Raw genomic sequence first — 17,409 nt, 5'->3', positions numbered from 1 at the left:
AGTTAATGGCTATTCCTGAAATAGAACGTGTCATCCAACCAGCCAGACATTTAGATCTAGTTTTAGCAGCCTCAGAAAAGGAATATCAAATTGAAGTAAGAAGTACTATAATTTATGAAATATTTCCTGAGAATGATTCATTTATTGCAGCTCAAACACAACCTCCTATTTTAAAATCTATGATAGGAGAAACTATTGAAGCTACATTCCTTTGGTATCCCACCCCTACATCATCACCTGAAAGATATGCATTTTATACAAAGATTTTAGAATTATTAGACTATACACTCTCTCCTGGTCATCAAACACAGGCATTACGATTAAGTTATCCCAAGTATTTTTACAAACGCAATCTTAGATTTTTTTATCGAGTAACCCCTGTAAAAGAATATCCTATTACTCTTTACATAGAAAAAGAAGTATTTCCTATTATTGATATTTCTGAAGGAGGCATTTGTTTTTCTTATCCTAAAAAGACTTATCTTGAAGAATTTAAAGTGGGAGATCGTTTTCGACTTGTATTAGAGTTTGGCAATGAAGAGAAAAAATTAAAACCATTAGTAGAAGTAGTAAGAAAATTTGAAAAGAAAGAATTCCCTAAAATTGCGTTTATGGCTGTAAAATTTATAGGCTTAAATACTTCTGAGCGTGAATTTTTGGCATCTGTGATTAAAAAAATAGAACGTATTCTTTTGAGAAAAAGAGCTGGACTTGGATAAAAACCATATTCCTACCCCTTGCTAGAAAATATTGAAAAAACTCAATTTGAATGTTAAAAAAAGTAAAATTTTTTATTAGGAGGGGGAAATGAGTGGGAAGGCAGCTATCATTACAATAATAGCTGTTTGTCTTTTAGCAGCTGTTCTTTTTGGTGCTTTTAAAAAAGATCGTGTAGTAGATTTTGAAGCAGCTTTTGCAACAAAAACTGTTCATACAGATTAAGGAGTAAATATGACTAAAAGAATAGCTATCCTTGTAGCTGATATTTATCAAGATTTAGAAGTATGGTATCCACTTTTGCGATTAAAAGAAATAGGAATAGAAGTTATAGTTGTTGGGCCAGAAAAGGGAAAAATTTATAAAGGAAAATATGGCTATCCAATTAAAAGTGAAGTGAATGCAAAAGAAGTTAAAACTGAAACATTAGATGGAATTATTATTCCCGGTGGTTATGCACCAGATATTCTTAGGAGGTATCCTGAAATAGTAGATTTAGTTAAAAAAATGTATCAAGAAGGAAAAGTAGTGGCAGCCATTTGCCATGGAGGATGGCTACTGTGTTCGGCTAAAATTTTAAATGGAAAGACTGTTACAGGCTTTTTTGCTATCAAAGATGATTTAGAAAATGCTGGAGCTAAATTTATTGATGCAGAAGTGGTGGTAGATGGCAATTTAATCACCTCTAGGCAACCAGAAGATTTGCCTATGTTTGTCTTAGAAATCATCAGAGCTCTTAAGGTTTAATTGTGCCAGAAACACAATTAAAAGTAGAACTTTTAAGCATGACTCCTAATGCTTTGGCTGTAATCTATACAGCTTGTCGGCAATGCTACAGTAGAGAAGATGCATCTGAAATTTTTAAAAAAGCTATTAAAGGAATCCCTCCTGTAGATGAACAAGAGGCATTTGTTCGAAAAATTGTTGCATCTGGTCATGAATCTGTTATAGAACATGTCTCTTTCACATTTGCTGTTTCTGGTATTTCGCGGGCATTAAGTCATCAATTGGTTAGACATCGTATTGCTTCTTATTCTCAACAAAGTCAACGATATGTAAAAATTGAAGATTTTTTTTATATTGTTCCGCCATCCATTGCTAAAGATCATGAATTAAAGAAAATTTATGAAAATACAATGAAAAATCTTCAAGAAACATATAAAATTATTGTAAATAAATTAGAAAAAATGGGTATTAAAGGCGAAAAGGCACATCAAGATGCCCGTTTTGTTTTACCCAATGCTTGTGAAACAAAGATAGTAATAACTATGAATTGCCGTAGTCTTCTTAATTTTTTTGCTTTACGTTGCTGTGAAAGGGCTCAATGGGAAATTAGAAATTTAGCAAATGCAATGTTAAATATTTGCAAAGAGAAATTGCCAGCTGTTTTTGCTGAAGCTGGAGCAAAATGTGAACGTTTGGGATATTGTCCAGAAGGAAAATTCAGTTGTGGAAAAATGCCTTTAAAAGAAAAAGTTTTAGGAAAAAAATGACAGAAGATATTTACGCACAAACACGAGAACGTATGGTTAAAGAACAGATTGAAGCACGTGGCATAAAAGATGGACGAGTATTAGCAGCTATGCGCAAAATTCCTAGACATTTATTTGTAGATGAAGCCCTTTGGTCTCAGGCTTATAATGATTATCCCCTACCTATTGGAGAAGGACAAACAATTTCACAACCTTATATTGTTGCCCTTATGACAGAGGCTTTGGAGTTAAAAGGCAATGAAAAAGTTTTAGAAATTGGCACAGGTTCTGGTTATCAAACAGCTATTTTGGCTGAGCTTGCTAAAAATGTCTTTACTATTGAACGTGTACCATCTTTGTTAGAAAAAGCAAAAGCAGTTTTAGATGGATTAGGCTATTTTAATATTGCATATAAAACAGGTGATGGTACTTTAGGCTGGCCAGAGGCAGCACCGTTTCAAGCAATTATTGTCACAGCTGCTGCTCCAGACATTCCTCCTCCTTTTTTAGAACAACTTGATGTTTTTGGGAAATTGGTTATTCCCATCGGAGATCGAGCTGCTCAAGTACTTTATAAAATTACAAAACTAGCTGATGGAAGTATTATTAGAGAAAATTTAGGTGGATGTCGCTTTGTTCCTTTAGTAGGTGTCCATGGCTGGTCAGAGTAATTTCTTAAAAAAACTTTACAAATGGGTAATTGCTTGGGCACAAACTCCTTATGCTAACAGTGCATTGTTTGGGATTGCAGTAGCTGAGTCTTCTTTTTTTCCTATCCCCCCTGATCCCTTACTTATTACTATGACAGTAGCACAACCAAAAAAAGGATTTTTCTATGCCCTCCTTTGCACAATTGGTTCAGTTTTAGGAGGCATTTTAGGTTATATTATTGGTTGGCAATTTATGGCTACCATCGGCCAAAAAATTATAAATTTTTATGGACTAACAGAAAAATATATAAAAGTACAAACTCTTTATCAAACTTATGATATTTGGGCTATTAGTATTGCTGGTTTTACTCCTTTACCTTATAAGCTTTTTACTATTTCTGCTGGTGCATTTAAAATTAATTTTTTGCCCTTTGTCATAACTTCCTTTTTTGCACGAGGAGCTAGATTTTTTTTAGTTGGAGGTATACTTTATATTTATGGTAAAAAAATACAAATATTTATTGAACATTATTTTAATTGGTTAGCAACAGGATTTACTATTATGCTCATTTTAGGATATATTTGTATTAAGGCATTTTTCTAAAGCTCTCATAAGTAATTTTAAATTTAGTACCAAACATATCAATTATATTTATCGATTTTATTTTATTTTTTTCATAATGAAAAGAAACTTTACATAAAATTTCTTCCATACTATTTTTCAATATAAATTTTTTTGTTTTTAAATTTATTTTATTTATCCATATTTCTTGTTGTCTGCCTTTTTTATCCATTAGCCAAATATGATATTCATTTTTATTTTCTTTTATGTAATAACGATTAAAAGGAATAAACCAAGATTGATTTCCTAAGATAGCAATAAATGCATCTAAATTTAAACCAGCAGGAAGCAGTTTTTTAATAATTTTTATTGACTCTTCTTCTTTATAAATTGAGCCATTTTGGTATAGAATAAGATTAGAATTATCTTTTTTAACAAAACTTAAAAGTGGAGAATAAAAGGGAGTAAAAATATCCAAACGAATTGAATCTTTTAATTTAATGACCTGAAAATTTCCAAAAAAACCATAATTACTACGTTTAATTTTAAATTTGCCCTCTATAAAAAAAGAATTATTTGTTTTTTTAAAAAATTCTTGAGGTAAAATTTTTTTCTTAAAATATGGTTGACAGGAAACTATGATAAAAAAAATTAAAAAAAAACTAATTCTCAAGGAATCTTCTCTTAAACATATATTTTAATCTTTCAATTTTATAAATAAGATTATCAATATGAGGATGCTTTAACCTCAGTGCCTGCTGATAATATTTTAATGCCTTTTGATAATTACCGTTTTTATAATAAGCATCACCTAAATGCTCAGTAATAATAGGATCATTTGGAGTGAATTTATATGCTTTTTTTAAAAGCTCAAGTGCCTTTTTATAATCACCTTTTTGATAATAAACCCAGCCTAAACTATCAATAATATAACCATCTTTTGGTTTTATTTTTAAAGCCCTTTTTATTAATCGTTCTGCTTCATCAAGATTTTCTCCCATCTCAGCATAAGTATATCCTAAATAATTTAAAGCCTCAGCATGAGAAGGATTTAAAATAATAGTATATCTCATTTCAGCGATGCATCGTTTTTTTTGTTTTAATTTGTCATATAAAACACCTAATCTAAAATGGAGTGATGCATTTTCTGGAAAAAGTTTTACTGCTTCTTTAAGCACTTTCAAAGCTCTTAAATAGTACTCATTACTCTCCCATAATTCTGAAAGAGCAATATAAAGGGTAGATTTTTTAGGATAAAATTTAATAGCCTCTTCCAATTTTCTTGCTGCTTCAAATATTTTCTTTTGTTTTTGTAAAATATATGCATAAAACACTACAGCATCTGCATAAACCGGAGAAGGAAAATTGATTTTTTCTAACAGTTTTAAAGCCTTTTTTATCTCACCCTTGTTCTCATATGCATAGGCTAAATGATATTTAAATTCATCTACTTCAGGTTGAACTTTCATTAAAAATTCAAGAATCTTTATAGCTTGATTATATTTTTTCTGTTTTAGCCAAAAAAGACTTACTTTAAATCTATCTTGATTATCTCTTGTAAAGGAAGAAAACAAATCTTCAGCCTTTTTTACCTTTTTTTGTTTTAAATAAAGCTCAGCTAAAGCAAAAATAGTTTGCCAATTATGAGGATTTTTTTCTAACATCTGCTTATAAATTTTTTCTGCTTTTTTAAAATTTTTTTCTTTTTCCTTTATTTTAGCTAAAATAAAAAAGGCATCTTCTAATAATGGATTTAATTTAATTGCTTTTTTTAAATGTTGTTCTGCTTTTTTATAATCTTTTAAGGAAAAATAAAGATTACCTAAATGATAATATACATATGCTTTAGGCTCTTTTTTAAGCAAGTTTTCAAAAACATTTATTGCCTCTTTATATTTTTTGACTTGAGCATAAAGATTACCTAAATAAAAAGCTGCTTCTTTATTAGAAGGAGAAATTTCAAGAATTTTCTTACATTCTTCTATAGCATGCTGATAATGATGTTCATTAATATAAATCCAAATTAACAAAAACCTTGCTTTAATATTTTTTGGCTTTTCAATCAAAAGTTTATTTAACCATTTTTTAGCCTCCTCAAAATCTTTTTTCTGTAAATATGCCTTTACCAACTCTAACATAACACTTGTTGCCTTGGGATCAAAGGAGATAGACCTTTCATAATAAGAGATAGCTTTATCCAAATCCCCTCTATGAAGCGCTTGTTGAGCTTGAATAAAATAATAATATGAAAGAGAATGGTCTTCTACTGCATATAAAGGAGTACATAATAAAAGTATAATATACAGCCAGAGCCATTTTTTCATTTACCTTCTACTCAACAGATAAGGCTTCTTTATAGTCTGGAAATTCTTTTTTTAAATATTCACGCAATTTCTTTAACAGACGTGCTTCAATCTGCCTAATTCTCTCTCGTGAAATACCGTGTTTTTTACCAATTTCTTTAAGGGTAAGTGGTTTATCTGATAATAAACGCAGTTCTAAAATGTCTCTTTCTTTTGGTGAAAGACTCTCTTTGATAGAATCTATTTTTTTTCTCAATAACTCTTTTATCTCAGCATTAGCCCAAGATTCTTCTGGAGTTTCTGATTGAGCAGGAATAACCTCAACAAGACTATCATCAGTATCAGCACTTAGTGGTGCATCTAAAGAAACTTCACTACTACCCATTCTTTGTTCCATTTCTATCACATCGCTCTCTCGCACTTGTAACCTTTGAGCAATCAGTTGTGGCATTGGCTCATAACCCAACTGAGCAAGTTTCTCTTTTTCTTTATAAAGGTTGTAAAATAATTTTCTTTGTGCTTGAGTTGTGCCTATTTTTACCAGACGCCAATTATCCAAAATGAATTTTAAAATATAAGCCTTAATCCAAAAAGTAGCATAATAAGAGAAACGAATGCCTTTATCTGGGTCATATTTCTTCAAAGCCATCATTAATCCAATATTACCTTCCTGAATCAAATCCATCAGATTGCTTACCCAGAAATGTTGAAATTCAAGAGCAATTTTTACTACCAGTCTTAGATTAGAAGTGATTAATTTAAATGCTGCCTCACGATCATGTTTTTCTTTATAGAGCTTTGCCAAACGAAACTCTTCTTCAGGTGTAAGGATAGGATAACGGTTAATTTCCCAAAGATAACGCTGGACAATAGCTGCACCTGAAGGAGGTACAATTGTTCCACTTTTTTCTTCCTCTGAAACAATAGTTTCAAAATCTTCTTTTTCTGTAATCATAAAATTATGATAGCACAGAGTATCTTTATTGCCAAGTTAAATAACCACATAAGGACAATTACCTTTTGAATGTATTACTTTTACCTTAACATTAAATACAGCTTCTACTACTTCAGGTTTAACAACCTCTAATGGTATTCCTTGACAATAAATCTGCCCTTTTTTGAGAAATACAACAATATCGCTAAATTTTATAGCAAGATTAAGATCATGAGAAACAAAAATGATAGTTAATTCTTTCTTTTTTTGCAATTCTTTGAGAAGAGATAAAAATTTTATTTGGTGTTTTACATCTAAATAAGTAGTAGGCTCATCTAACAGAAGAATTTCAGGTTCCTGAGCCAAAGCCCTAGCTAATAATACCTGTTGTCTTTCCCCACCACTTAAACTACTTATACTTCTTCCTTTTAAATCAGCAATTCCCACAAGTTCCATTGCCTTTTCTATAGCCAATTTATCTTTAGATTTAAATGAGCTAAATGGAGAGATGTATGGCAATCTACCTAATCGCACCACCTCTTCTACTTTAAGTGGAAAAATAAAATGATTTAATTGAGGTAAAAGAGCAATTTTTTTAGCACGTTCCTGAGGAGGAATTTTTCTTAGAGGAATTGTCTCAAACAATATTTCACCTCTTTGAGGCAATAAAATACCAGCCATTAAATATAAGAGCGTAGTTTTTCCAACTCCATTTGGGCCTAATATTCCAACAAAATGACCTTTTTTACAGATTAAATTTATCCCTTTTAAAACCCAATCCTCTTTATAACGATACCAAACATTAATTAGTCTTAACATGGCATTTTAAAAGGTAAAGGAAAAAAGGCGCTCCTAAAATGGAAGTTATTACACCTACTGGCATTTCTAAAGGAGTAAAAAGCTGTCTAGCCAAAGTATCACTTAATATAAGAAATCCACTACCACATAAAAAAGAAAAAGGAAGAACTTGCCGATGTCCACTTCCTACCCACATACGAACAACATGAGGAGTAATAAGACCAACAAAACCGATCATTCCCGTCACTGCTACTGTTGCTCCAACTAAAAGAGAAACAATTATAAGTAGCTGTCTTTTTATTTTTTCTACAGAAAAGCCTAAAGTATAAGCTATTATCTCACTTTGAGCAAAGGCATCAAGAGCATATGCATAATAAAAACAACCTAAACTACAAAAAAAGACAAAAAAAATAAGCCATCCAACTTCATTAAGACCTACTGTAGATAAGTCACCTAGAAGCCAAAAATATATGGAACGCAAAACCTCTGACTTCACTAAAGCAAATATAAAAAGGATTATTGATGAAAAAAGTGCATTTAAAACTACACCTGCTAAAAGCAAAAAATAAGTACTTATTTCTCCTTTTAAACCTATCCATCCTAATAAAAGAAAAAGAGCAAATATAGCACCAGCAAAAGCACCTAAAGTGATTCCTAAACCAAAAAGATTTATACCTAATAACAAAGCTAAAGCTCCTCCAAGAGCAGCGCCACCTGAAATGCCCAAAATATATGGTTCAGCTAAAGGGTTTAGGAAAAGAGTTTGCAACACTGCCCCTGAAATTCCTAATGCCCCACCTGCTAAACCAGCAAGAATAACTCTTGGTAAACGCAATTGCCACAAAATTATCTTTGTAGCTGATGAAAATGGCCATTCTAAGGGAAGACCCCAAAATAAAGAAAGATTAACAATAATAAAAAGAACAAAAATGCAAATATAAAACTTACGAATCAATGGCAACCTCAGGATGTAAAATTTGAATAAGAATTTTAAGAGCTTGTATTATTCTTGGAGAAGGTCTATCAAAAATATCTGAATTTACTGTATAAATCCGATTTGTTATTTGAAATTTTTGCCAAAATGTTTTTGCTACTTTATTTTCCATATTAGAAACAATAATTATATCAGGTTGTGCTTTAATCACCTCTTCTAAATTATATACAGGATAAGCAGTATTTTCCTTTACAATATTTATACCTCCAGCCAAATTGATTAATTCATGATGATATGAAGAGCGTCCACATGTAATTAAAGGACGTATACCTATTTGCCAAAAAACTTTTGGTTTTGGCAATCCTTTTACCTGTTTAGAAAGGATTTTAATTTCATTTTGCAATTTTTTTACAAGTCTTTTAGCTATTGTTTCTCTATCAAGTATCTTTCCTAATAAAAGCAAATTTTCCCAAATACTGTTTAATCCTTTATTTTTTAAAACTAATACTTTTATATTTATTTTTTTAAGACGACTTATTATATGAAAAGGTGTAGCCTTTTCTAAGGCAATAACTAAATCAGGCTCTAAATTTACAATTGCTTCAAAAGAGGGATGAATAAAAGTACCTATTTTAGGCTTTTTCTTAGCCTCTGGAGGATAATCACAGTGTTTTGTCACACCAACTAATTTATCTCCTGCGCCTAAAGCATAAACCATCTCAGTAATGCTTGGTGCTAATGAAATAATACGTTCACCTGCATGAACAAAGGAAATGAAGTATGTAATTAAAAGAAAAATAATAGCTATCCTCATCAAATAAATGATATGCCTTATCTTTATGCACTTGTCTAGATATGTTACTAAAAAATTATGGAGATTTTAAATTATCCAAATGTACGTAAAGCTATCCTTCAAGAGAAAAAAGGTGAAAAAGTAAGATGCCTTTTATGTGAAAGAAAATGTCTTATATCTGAGGGGAAAAGTGGATTTTGCAAAACAAGAAAAAACATAAATGGTGTGCTTTATACTTTAGTTTATGGAGATATTAGTGCTTTAGAGGCTAGACCTATTGAAATAAAACCTTTTTTCCATTTTTATCCTGGTTCAAGTGCACTTACCTTTTCTACTTGGTCTTGTAATCTTAGCTGTCCTTGGTGTCAAAATTGGCATCTTTCTAAGACATTACCAAAAATTGAATCTGCTCACTTTATCCCACCTGAAGTGATGATAAAAATTGCAAAGGATAAAAAAATGGATGGATTATGTATTAGTTTCCAAGAACCTACACTTTTATTTGAATACGCCATAGATGTTTTTAAATTAGCTAAAAAAGAAGGAATTTATAATACATTTGTCTCAAATGGTTATATGACACTTGATGCCTTAAAATTGCTTAAAGAAGCAGGACTTGATGCCATAAATATAGATATAAAAGGAGATGAAGAAGTTTATAAACATTATTTGGGAGGAACAAAAGAGGAAATAATTTGGCGCAATGCAAAGGCAGCAAAGGAGATGGGAATACATGTTGAGATGATCCATCTGATTGTCACTGGATTAAATGATGATTTAATAAAGATTAATAGATTGATTAAAAAACACCTAAAATATTTAGGTCCTGAAGTGCCTCTTCATTTTACTCGTTATTTTCCCGCTTATCGGTATCAATTGCCTCCTACATCTATTGAAATACTTGAAGCAGCTTATAATTTGGCTAAAAAAGAAGGAATTTTTTATCCATATATTGGAAATGTCACAGGACATAAAGGAGAAAATACATATTGTCCAAATTGTGGAAGATTGCTTATTGAAAGATTAGGATGGCGAGTGATAAAGAACAACTTAAAAAACAAAAACTGTCCTTTTTGTGGTCATTTAATTGATATAGTTGTTTGAATCCAATTTACCAAATTATTTCTGCTCCACCATAGGCAGAAATACCTGGAGTGTTATAGCCATAAGTTTCTTCATAGTCTCTATCAAAAAGGTTATTTACTCTTACATGAAAAGAGATATGGCGATTTATTTTATATCTTAAAGCAGCATGCATAACAAAGTAGCTTTTTACTTGAGTATTTAAATAATCTGAATAATGACCTACATAATTTCCATAAATTCCCAAATAACATTTATCTAACGATAAAACAGTACTAAAACCAAATCTATGATGTGGTCTTTTTAAAAGCCAACTATCATTTGTCAAATCTTTTGCATTTAACCATGTATAATGCAATCCCAATTGCCACCAAGAGAAAGGTAATATATCAAAAGAAACCTCAACCCCATGTGTATATGCCTCTTTTACATTAAAATACTTACCATCATACCATCCAGGACCGATCCAAACCCACTCAATCAAATCATCAATATCATTGTAAAAATAAGTTATATCAAAAGATAATTTTTTATTTAAAAACCATTGAGTTATACCTACATCAAATCCTTCTGAATATTCTGGTTTAAGATTAGGATTGCCATAAATAGTATCATACAACTGATAAAGTGAAGGAGCTCTAAATCCCGTGCCATAGCTTATGTGTATTTTAGTCTGTGTTGGAAATGTATATGCTCCAGCAAAACGATATGTAGTTTTATTTCCTACATCCTGAACATCTGTATAACGCACACCTAAGCTGATATAAAGATTTTTATAATTAAAAATCCCTTCACCAAACCATGCCTTTTCATCCAAATCTTTTTCTTCTATATAACTTGTATTTGCTCTTTCATAACGATAATCAAACCCTGTTATAACCTTAAAAAATTTAAATAAATTAAAATTATGCTGCCAAGAAAAATCAGTTAAGGTCCCTTCATAAAAGCTATAAGGCTCATATTTGCGATTAGTGCTTGTGTAACTAAATCTCAAATTATGTTTCCATATAGGAAATAAATCTTGTTCATAATATAATTGAGTAAAAAATAGACGATCATTTTCAAAATCATTCCAACCATCAAGTTCTTGTTCTGCATTTATGTATCTCAATGAAAAACCAAATCTTACTTTATCTGAAAATTTTAAATCTGCCCTACCTCCTAAATAATGTTCACGATATGCATCTTTATCTGGATTAAAATAAGACGATTTAGAATTTGTTTTAGAAATACCATCAGAGTCAAACCTAGTATAATTTAAAAAATAACTGATATTTTCTTCCCCTCCACTTAAGGTCAAAGATTCTCTAGAAGTATTAAAAGAACCACCTTCTGTTAATAGTTTTATTTTTGGTTTACCTATCCCCTTTTTTGTAATAATATTTATTACACCTGTCATTGCATTTGAACCATATAATATACTTTGAGGACCTCGTACAATCTCAATCCTATCAATATCTTCTATTTGAATATGAGATAAAAATGCACCTAAATCACCTTTATCAATCCCTGCTGGATCATATATGGGTACACCATCAATTAAAATAGCTGCCTGTCCATTTTTACCTCCCCTAATATATACAGAAGTTACACCACCAAAACCATTTTGTGTAATAGAGATACCTGGTATTTGATGCAATGCTTCGGTTACATTAATTATACCTTGTTTTTTTAATTCCTCTCCATCAAGAATAGTTATTGAACTTGCTGTTTCTTTTTCTTCAATACGTGAGGCAGTTACAACTACCTTTGGCAAAGTAATAGTTTGTGCTTCAATAGTAAGAGGTAATAGTAAAAAAAATAAAATTTTAAATAATTTTTTCATCATTTATTTTTTATTCATTTTTTTATTAATTGTCAAGTCTTTGGCAAGTTATTTTTTAACAATATCTTTTTGCTTTAAATCCTTTTATCCCAATAAATTCAGCTATTTCTCCTAATTCAGCCTCTATTTCTAATAGACGATTATATTTTGCCAATCTTTCACTTCGGCAAGGGGCACCTGTCTTTATTATACCTGTCCTTCTAGCTACAGCTAAATCCGCAATAGTAATGTCTGAAGTTTCACCAGAGCGATGTGAAATACAAGCAGCCATCCCTGCTTTATGAGTCAACTCAATTGCCTTCAGTGTTTCTGTAACAGTGCCAATTTGATTTAACTTGATAAGCACAGCATTAAATGCCTTTTCTTTTATACCTTTTTCAATAATAGCTGGATTTGTCACTGTGAGATCATCTGCAACAATTTGTATTTTATCACCTAATATTTCGCAAAGCTTTTTCCAACCTTCCCAATCCTCCTCTGCTAGACCATCTTCTATTGAAATAATAGGATATTTTTCTACTAAATTTGAAAGCAAATCTATCATTTCCTCTGTATTAAGCACTTTCCCTTCACCTGTTAAATAATATTTCCCATCCCTATAAAAACTACTTGCTGCTAAATCCATAGCTAAAAATACTTCCTCTCCTAGCTTATAACCTGCTTTTTCTATGGCTTCTATTAATAGTTCTAAAGGCTCCTCATTGTTTTTTAAATCAGGGGCAAATCCCCCTTCATCTCCTACAGCTGTAGATAGTCCTTTTTCTTTTAAAATCTTTTTTAAAACATGATAAATTTCTACACCTGCCTGTAATGCTTTTTTATAAGTAGAAAAACCTGCTGGTACTAGCATATATTCTTGAAAATCTACTTTGTTGTCTGCATGCACACCTCCATTTAAGACATTAAACATAGGCACAGGTAATAAAGTTGCATCTACACCACCACAATATTTATATAATGGCATATCTAAATAGATAGATGCAGCATGAAGACAGGCTAAAGAAACACCTAAAATAGCATTAGCACCAAGATTTGATTTGTTTGGTGTTCCATCTAATTCTAGCATAATATTATCAATTAAAGCTTGTTCTCTCACATCAATACCGATTAACTTAGGAGCAATCTTTTCCTTTACATTATTTATCGCTTTAAGCACACCTTTCCCATTATAACGATTTTTATCATTATCTCTTAATTCTAACGCTTCTCTTTTTCCAGTAGATGCACCTGAAGGCACTATTGCTTTACCTATAACACCACTTTCTAAAAATACATAAACAGCTATAGTAGGATTCCCACGAGAATCTAAAACTTCTAATGCATTAATCTCTGAAATAAATGGCATTTTAAACCTCCTTTGTTTATTCTAATACTATTAAACAAAGATAAAATTCTATAACCAAAACTAAAATACCAATACCTATTAAAAACCACCAATTAACAAAGGGCACATTTCCTGGAGAACCATAAGGAGCAATTAAAAAAGACCAAGCAAAAAGAAATACTAATACTCCTATATAAATAGCTAAGATACGAAACAAACGCAACATAAGTAAAACAAAAGCAATAAAAAATATTCCAATTACAAATAAAGGATTTTTTAATAAAGGTAATATGGTAAAATCAAAATTTCCAAATCTGCTTAAATAAATAGAAATTTCTTTCCAATAAGTTTTTAACCATTCTTTAATCATAAATATTATTCCGATAAATGGGGATAAGAAAAATTTTAAAAACATTAAAATTTGCCTGACCAACCAAAGAATCAGTTTTTTTTCTAAAATTACCAGATTTAGTAGAATAAAAAACAATCTCAATTTCACTATATCCTTTTTGTTTATCCATTGCCAAAATATCTACATGAGGGGTCATAATACCAGTAAAGGGAATAGGTAAAGAGGGTACTCCAAATGTCGCTTCCAATCTATCTGTTCCTATACATTTTACTAAAATGGATGCTATTAAATCAGCTTCTTTTTTATTTTCTACTATTATTGCTCCTTTTTTTAAAAACCAATGAGATAGCGCTTTCTTAAGATAAATTTCTTCTTTTGGTGCTAAAGAAGCAATATCAATATAAATTTTGATGTTTTTAACTGGAAATTCATTTATTTTTTCTATTGCCCTATCTATTGATTTAGATATAAGAAGTTGCTCAACCCCACTTCTTTCTGTTTCAGTAACATATCGAGTTATAGTACATGAGGAAAAAATAAAAATAAATATTAATATGTAAGACTTAAACATAACTATTTTTAACATACTCGTTGTTTAAAAATTGTCAATAAAAAAAGAAGGATAAAGATAATGTAGGCATCGGACTTTCGAATCATGTATTAGAATATTTTAAAAGATATCATCTAATTTTATTTTTATCCCTTTAAGGACTAAAGATTCTAAAATATCTGTTTTTTTATAAATTTTTACTGTTTCAAGACCACCTTCTTTTAAACTCATAACTTCAACTTCTTTCTTCTCAAGATCTACTAACCAATACTCCTTTACTCCATATTTGCTATAAAGCTTTCTCTTTATGACTCTATCTTTATATTCAGAAGAAGGTGAGATGATTTCAACAATAAGGTCAGGAGCACCTTGAATATTTCTCTCTGTTATAATATTTAATCTTTCTTTGGAGATAAATATAATATCTGGCTGAACTACATCTATATCTGAAAACACTACATCTAAAGGGGCAAAATAAACTTCTCCTATGCCTTTTTCCTCAACAATTTCACACAATCTTAAATATAAATTCCCTAAAACCATTTGATGGTATGGCACTGGCGATGGAACCATATAAATCTCCCCATCAATAATCTCATACCTCTTGTCCTCAGGAAAATGAAGATAATCTTCATATGTAAACTTTATTGACCTTTTTACTGCTGTATCCATTTTGGCCCCCTTATAAATCTTGAAAAACTAAAACATAAGTTATCATGAAATATTATCACTAGCAAGAATACCACAGATTTGTATTCTTTTACCTTGTACAAAGAAGCACAAGCTTTTCTTGCATTAGCTGCTGGTTTCCTGCATCCAGTTAACCTTGGGAATATCTGTCTTTGCAAAATTATCACCTTTAAAAAGAAGAGGCTCTCCTGAATAACGGGCTAAGGCATAAGAACAACAATCCCCGATATTGAGCCCTGCAGGATGCCGCCCTTTTCCATATTTTCTCCAAGCAGAGAGAGCAATTTCATACTGCTCAGCATTAAAAGGCACGATCTCTATCTTTGCCCGATGAAGGAGAAGCTCAAACTCTCTACTACCTGCTTCTCCCTTCTTGGCTTCTATTACGATTCCGCTCTCAAGAACCGAAAAAGCACTCATAAGCCTTTTGGGATCACGAACTATCGCTCTTACCAAAGCCTCTGCCTCTGGCTCTCCAAGAAGAATAGCTATCAAAGCTGAACTATCAATTACCATTTTACTTCAAAAAACCTTTTTCATTATAGCCTAGGATCTCTTCAGGAGAACGAGAATCAAAATCTGGAAGGGCACTACACCTTTTAGAAATCCTCATTATCTCTTCAAAAAGATCGCTAGCTCGTTTACTACCTTTAATTCTCTCAAGCCGTTCTTCTAAGGCATGGATTATAGCCTGAGTCAAGCTTTCCCCTGTTCTTTCAGCAACCTCCCTGGCTAACCTCTCTGCCTTTGGATTCCTGATACTAAGAGCCATTTTTCCTCCTTTGTATTGAATCATTACAATAATATATAATCTGTATATTAATGTCAACCCTCTGATAACAAAAATAAAGCAGCCTTCAGTTGATTTTTTTCTTTCTTTTAAGTATATTTTAGAAAGAGAAATTTGGAGAAAAAAATGGAGTTAAAAGAGATTATCACTAATACATTTAAGGAATTGATTTTGCCTGAATTGGGGAGGATTAAGGAGGAAAATAAGGAGATAAAAAATTATCTTGCCTTTATTAATAATCGGCTTGATGATATAAATAAAAGGCTTGATGATGTAAATATTCACTTAGCAGATCAAAGCAGGCGAATTGATGAAACAAATAAAAGGATTGATTCAGTAAGAGAGGAATTAAATGCAAGGATCGACTCAGTAAGAGAAGAGTTGAATAAAAGAATTGATGAAACAAATAAAAGGATTGATGAAACCAATAAAAGACTAGATAGACTCTATGAGGTTATAGTAAGAAGGGATGAGCATGTAAGGCTTGAAGAACGTGTTACTCGGTTAGAGTATGAGATGCAAGAAATAAAAAGAAAAATAGCAGCTTAATAAATAAAAATCCCATGCTTCTCTTATTACCAAGTTAATCAAAGACTTGACTTATATTATTTTACTTTATATGTTTTTTTAGAAGGGGTGCTGGAAACGGTATCTCTTCGCGGCCTCTGCTGAAACTAAGAACGGCCTTCTTCCGCTCTTTTCAGCAGAGGCCAAAATGGGGAAATTTATGACTCAGGATGAAGAAAAAATTTTAAAAATAACAAAAGAAATTGTAATAAAATTTATAGAAATAGGAAGACTCTCACCAACAGGATTTGCTCAATGTTTTAAAGATATCTTCTATACTATTAAGGAAGTTTTGGAAAAAAAAGATAGTAAACCTTCAAAAAGTGATTGATGTATTTTCTTCGATTATCTAAATTTCATGTTATCTTAGTAAATCCAGCTATTTCAGGAAATGTTGGTAGTGTAGCTAGAATTTTAAAAAATTTTGGTATAGATAAATTAATTCTTGTTAATCCGGTTTTTTATCTTCGTTCTGAGGCTTTAGCAAGGGCTACTAATGCAAAGGATATTCTTTATAAAGCAATCCTCTATTCATCCTTAGAGGAAGCTTTAGCATCTTTTTCTTATGTTGTAGGTACAACTGCTAGAGTAAGATATAAAAGAACTGTGTTTTCTCCTAGAGAAATTGCTCCTTTTTTAACTGCTATTTCTCAGGAAAATGATATTGCTCTTGTCTTTGGGCCTGAAAGAACAGGTCTTAAAAATACTGATTTAGACTTGTGTCAAGCTATTATTACTATACCTACATCCTCTAAGCATCCTTCCTTAAACTTAGCACTGGCAGTAGGAATTGTCCTTTATGAACTTTTCTGTCATGCTTTAGGAAATGGAATTTCTTATAAATTACCTCGCTTAGCTACATCTAAAGAAGTTGAAGCTATGTATGCTCATCTAATAAACTCTCTTAGTAAAATAGGGTTTGTTTTAGGTGGAGAGAAAGGACATACTTATCGAGTGCTTAAAAGAATATTTAGTAAAATTCCTTTAACTAGTAGTGATATAAAGGTTATAAGAGGTATTTGTCGCCAAATAGATTGGTATGTAGAAAAAACTAAAGGAGGATAA

The 17,409-nt window shown here is 31.2% G+C and carries 22 protein-coding genes; 9 read left to right on the top strand and 13 right to left on the bottom strand.

The window, feature by feature from the left end:
• Positions 1-5: 5 nt before the first annotated feature.
• The 5 genes from LWW95_00325 to LWW95_00305 all read left to right on the top strand — a co-directional run bounded on the left by LWW95_00325 (position 6) and on the right by LWW95_00305 (position 3,443).
• Positions 6-719 carry a PilZ domain-containing protein gene (locus tag LWW95_00325; GenBank protein MDL1955487.1) on the top strand — a complete coding sequence of 238 codons (714 nt, stop codon included), beginning with the start codon at positions 6-8 and terminating at the stop codon, positions 717-719.
• Between the two features lie 232 nt (positions 720-951).
• Positions 952-1,464: a type 1 glutamine amidotransferase gene (locus LWW95_00320; protein ID MDL1955486.1), complete on the top strand. Its 513-nt coding sequence runs from the start codon at positions 952-954 to the stop codon at positions 1,462-1,464.
• A 2-nt stretch (positions 1,465-1,466) separates the two neighbouring features.
• Positions 1,467-2,210, top strand: a complete 744-nt coding sequence (thyX, locus tag LWW95_00315) for an FAD-dependent thymidylate synthase (protein MDL1955485.1) — start codon at positions 1,467-1,469, stop codon at positions 2,208-2,210.
• A complete protein-coding gene (locus LWW95_00310) occupies positions 2,207-2,860 on the top strand; it encodes a protein-L-isoaspartate(D-aspartate) O-methyltransferase (GenBank protein MDL1955484.1) in 654 nt (217 codons plus the stop codon). Before thyX ends, LWW95_00310 begins: the two co-directional genes overlap by 4 nt.
• A complete protein-coding gene (locus LWW95_00305) occupies positions 2,844-3,443 on the top strand; it encodes a DedA family protein (protein MDL1955483.1) in 600 nt (199 codons plus the stop codon). The genes LWW95_00310 and LWW95_00305 overlap by 17 nt, the downstream gene beginning before the upstream one ends.
• Here the strand turns inward: LWW95_00305 and LWW95_00300 are convergent.
• From LWW95_00300 to LWW95_00275, 6 genes are read right to left on the bottom strand one after another with little or no spacing between them, the layout of a single operon-like run.
• A complete protein-coding gene (locus tag LWW95_00300) occupies positions 3,427-4,074 on the bottom strand; it encodes a hypothetical protein (GenBank protein MDL1955482.1) in 648 nt (215 codons plus the stop codon). The two genes, LWW95_00305 and LWW95_00300, sit on opposite strands and share 17 nt — an antisense overlap.
• Positions 4,064-5,725, bottom strand: coding sequence for a tetratricopeptide repeat protein (locus LWW95_00295; protein ID MDL1955481.1), 1,662 nt, complete (start codon positions 5,723-5,725; stop codon positions 4,064-4,066). Before LWW95_00295 ends, LWW95_00300 begins: the two co-directional genes overlap by 11 nt.
• Positions 5,726-5,732: 7 nt before the next feature.
• Positions 5,733-6,659, bottom strand: coding sequence for an RNA polymerase factor sigma-32 (locus LWW95_00290; protein ID MDL1955480.1), 927 nt, complete (start codon positions 6,657-6,659; stop codon positions 5,733-5,735).
• Positions 6,660-6,695: 36 nt separating this feature from the next.
• Positions 6,696-7,457, bottom strand: coding sequence for an ABC transporter ATP-binding protein (locus tag LWW95_00285; protein MDL1955479.1), 762 nt, complete (start codon positions 7,455-7,457; stop codon positions 6,696-6,698).
• Entirely contained in the window at positions 7,441-8,391 is a 951-nt protein-coding gene (locus LWW95_00280) for an iron ABC transporter permease (GenBank protein ID MDL1955478.1), read from the bottom strand. Before LWW95_00280 ends, LWW95_00285 begins: the two co-directional genes overlap by 17 nt.
• A complete protein-coding gene (locus LWW95_00275; protein ID MDL1955477.1) occupies positions 8,381-9,184 on the bottom strand; it encodes a cobalamin-binding protein in 804 nt (267 codons plus the stop codon). The genes LWW95_00280 and LWW95_00275 overlap by 11 nt, the downstream gene beginning before the upstream one ends.
• Before the next feature lie 57 nt (positions 9,185-9,241).
• Here LWW95_00275 and amrS point away from each other — a divergent pair, with 57 nt between their 5' ends.
• Positions 9,242-10,267 carry an AmmeMemoRadiSam system radical SAM enzyme gene (gene amrS / locus LWW95_00270; protein ID MDL1955476.1) on the top strand — a complete coding sequence of 342 codons (1,026 nt, stop codon included), beginning with the start codon at positions 9,242-9,244 and terminating at the stop codon, positions 10,265-10,267.
• Positions 10,268-10,274: 7 nt separating this feature from the next.
• On the opposite strand, the gene LWW95_00265 is transcribed toward amrS, so the two are convergent.
• The 7 genes from LWW95_00265 to LWW95_00235 form a co-directional block, all read right to left on the bottom strand.
• The gene (locus tag LWW95_00265; protein ID MDL1955475.1) at positions 10,275-12,071 is read right to left on the bottom strand and encodes a TonB-dependent receptor; all 1,797 of its coding nucleotides are present in this window, start codon (positions 12,069-12,071) and stop codon (positions 10,275-10,277) included.
• A gap of 55 nt (positions 12,072-12,126) precedes the next feature.
• Positions 12,127-13,416 carry a phosphopyruvate hydratase gene (gene eno / locus LWW95_00260; protein ID MDL1955474.1) on the bottom strand — a complete coding sequence of 430 codons (1,290 nt, stop codon included), beginning with the start codon at positions 13,414-13,416 and terminating at the stop codon, positions 12,127-12,129.
• Between the two features lie 16 nt (positions 13,417-13,432).
• On the bottom strand, positions 13,433-13,765 hold the full coding sequence (locus LWW95_00255; GenBank protein ID MDL1955473.1) for a hypothetical protein: 333 nt from the start codon (positions 13,763-13,765) through the stop codon (positions 13,433-13,435).
• On the bottom strand, positions 13,758-14,333 hold the full coding sequence (locus LWW95_00250) for a hypothetical protein (GenBank protein ID MDL1955472.1): 576 nt from the start codon (positions 14,331-14,333) through the stop codon (positions 13,758-13,760). The genes LWW95_00255 and LWW95_00250 overlap by 8 nt, the downstream gene beginning before the upstream one ends.
• An 84-nt stretch (positions 14,334-14,417) precedes the next feature.
• Positions 14,418-14,969, bottom strand: a complete 552-nt coding sequence (locus tag LWW95_00245) for a Uma2 family endonuclease (protein ID MDL1955471.1) — start codon at positions 14,967-14,969, stop codon at positions 14,418-14,420.
• A 123-nt stretch (positions 14,970-15,092) separates the two neighbouring features.
• Entirely contained in the window at positions 15,093-15,503 is a 411-nt protein-coding gene (locus tag LWW95_00240; GenBank protein ID MDL1955470.1) for a type II toxin-antitoxin system VapC family toxin, read from the bottom strand.
• Position 15,504: 1 nt separating this feature from the next.
• A complete protein-coding gene (locus LWW95_00235) occupies positions 15,505-15,759 on the bottom strand; it encodes a type II toxin-antitoxin system VapB family antitoxin (GenBank protein MDL1955469.1) in 255 nt (84 codons plus the stop codon).
• 144 nt (positions 15,760-15,903) lie between these two features.
• On the opposite strand from LWW95_00235, the gene LWW95_00230 reads away from it, so the two are divergent.
• From LWW95_00230 to LWW95_00220, 3 genes are all read left to right on the top strand, one after another.
• Positions 15,904-16,326 carry a hypothetical protein gene (locus LWW95_00230; protein ID MDL1955468.1) on the top strand — a complete coding sequence of 141 codons (423 nt, stop codon included), beginning with the start codon at positions 15,904-15,906 and terminating at the stop codon, positions 16,324-16,326.
• A gap of 166 nt (positions 16,327-16,492) precedes the next feature.
• Positions 16,493-16,675, top strand: a complete 183-nt coding sequence (locus tag LWW95_00225) for a hypothetical protein (GenBank protein MDL1955467.1) — start codon at positions 16,493-16,495, stop codon at positions 16,673-16,675.
• Positions 16,675-17,409 (top strand): RNA methyltransferase, encoded by a 735-nt coding sequence (locus LWW95_00220; GenBank protein ID MDL1955466.1) that lies wholly within the window; start codon positions 16,675-16,677, stop codon positions 17,407-17,409. The genes LWW95_00225 and LWW95_00220 overlap by 1 nt, the downstream gene beginning before the upstream one ends.

The organism is Candidatus Desulfofervidus auxilii, assembly GCA_030262725.1.
Taxonomy (GTDB): Bacteria; Desulfobacterota; Desulfofervidia; order Desulfofervidales; family Desulfofervidaceae; genus JAJSZS01.
The sequence above is the reverse complement of the archived record's forward strand: the minus strand, read 5'-3'. Positions and strand labels throughout refer to the sequence as shown.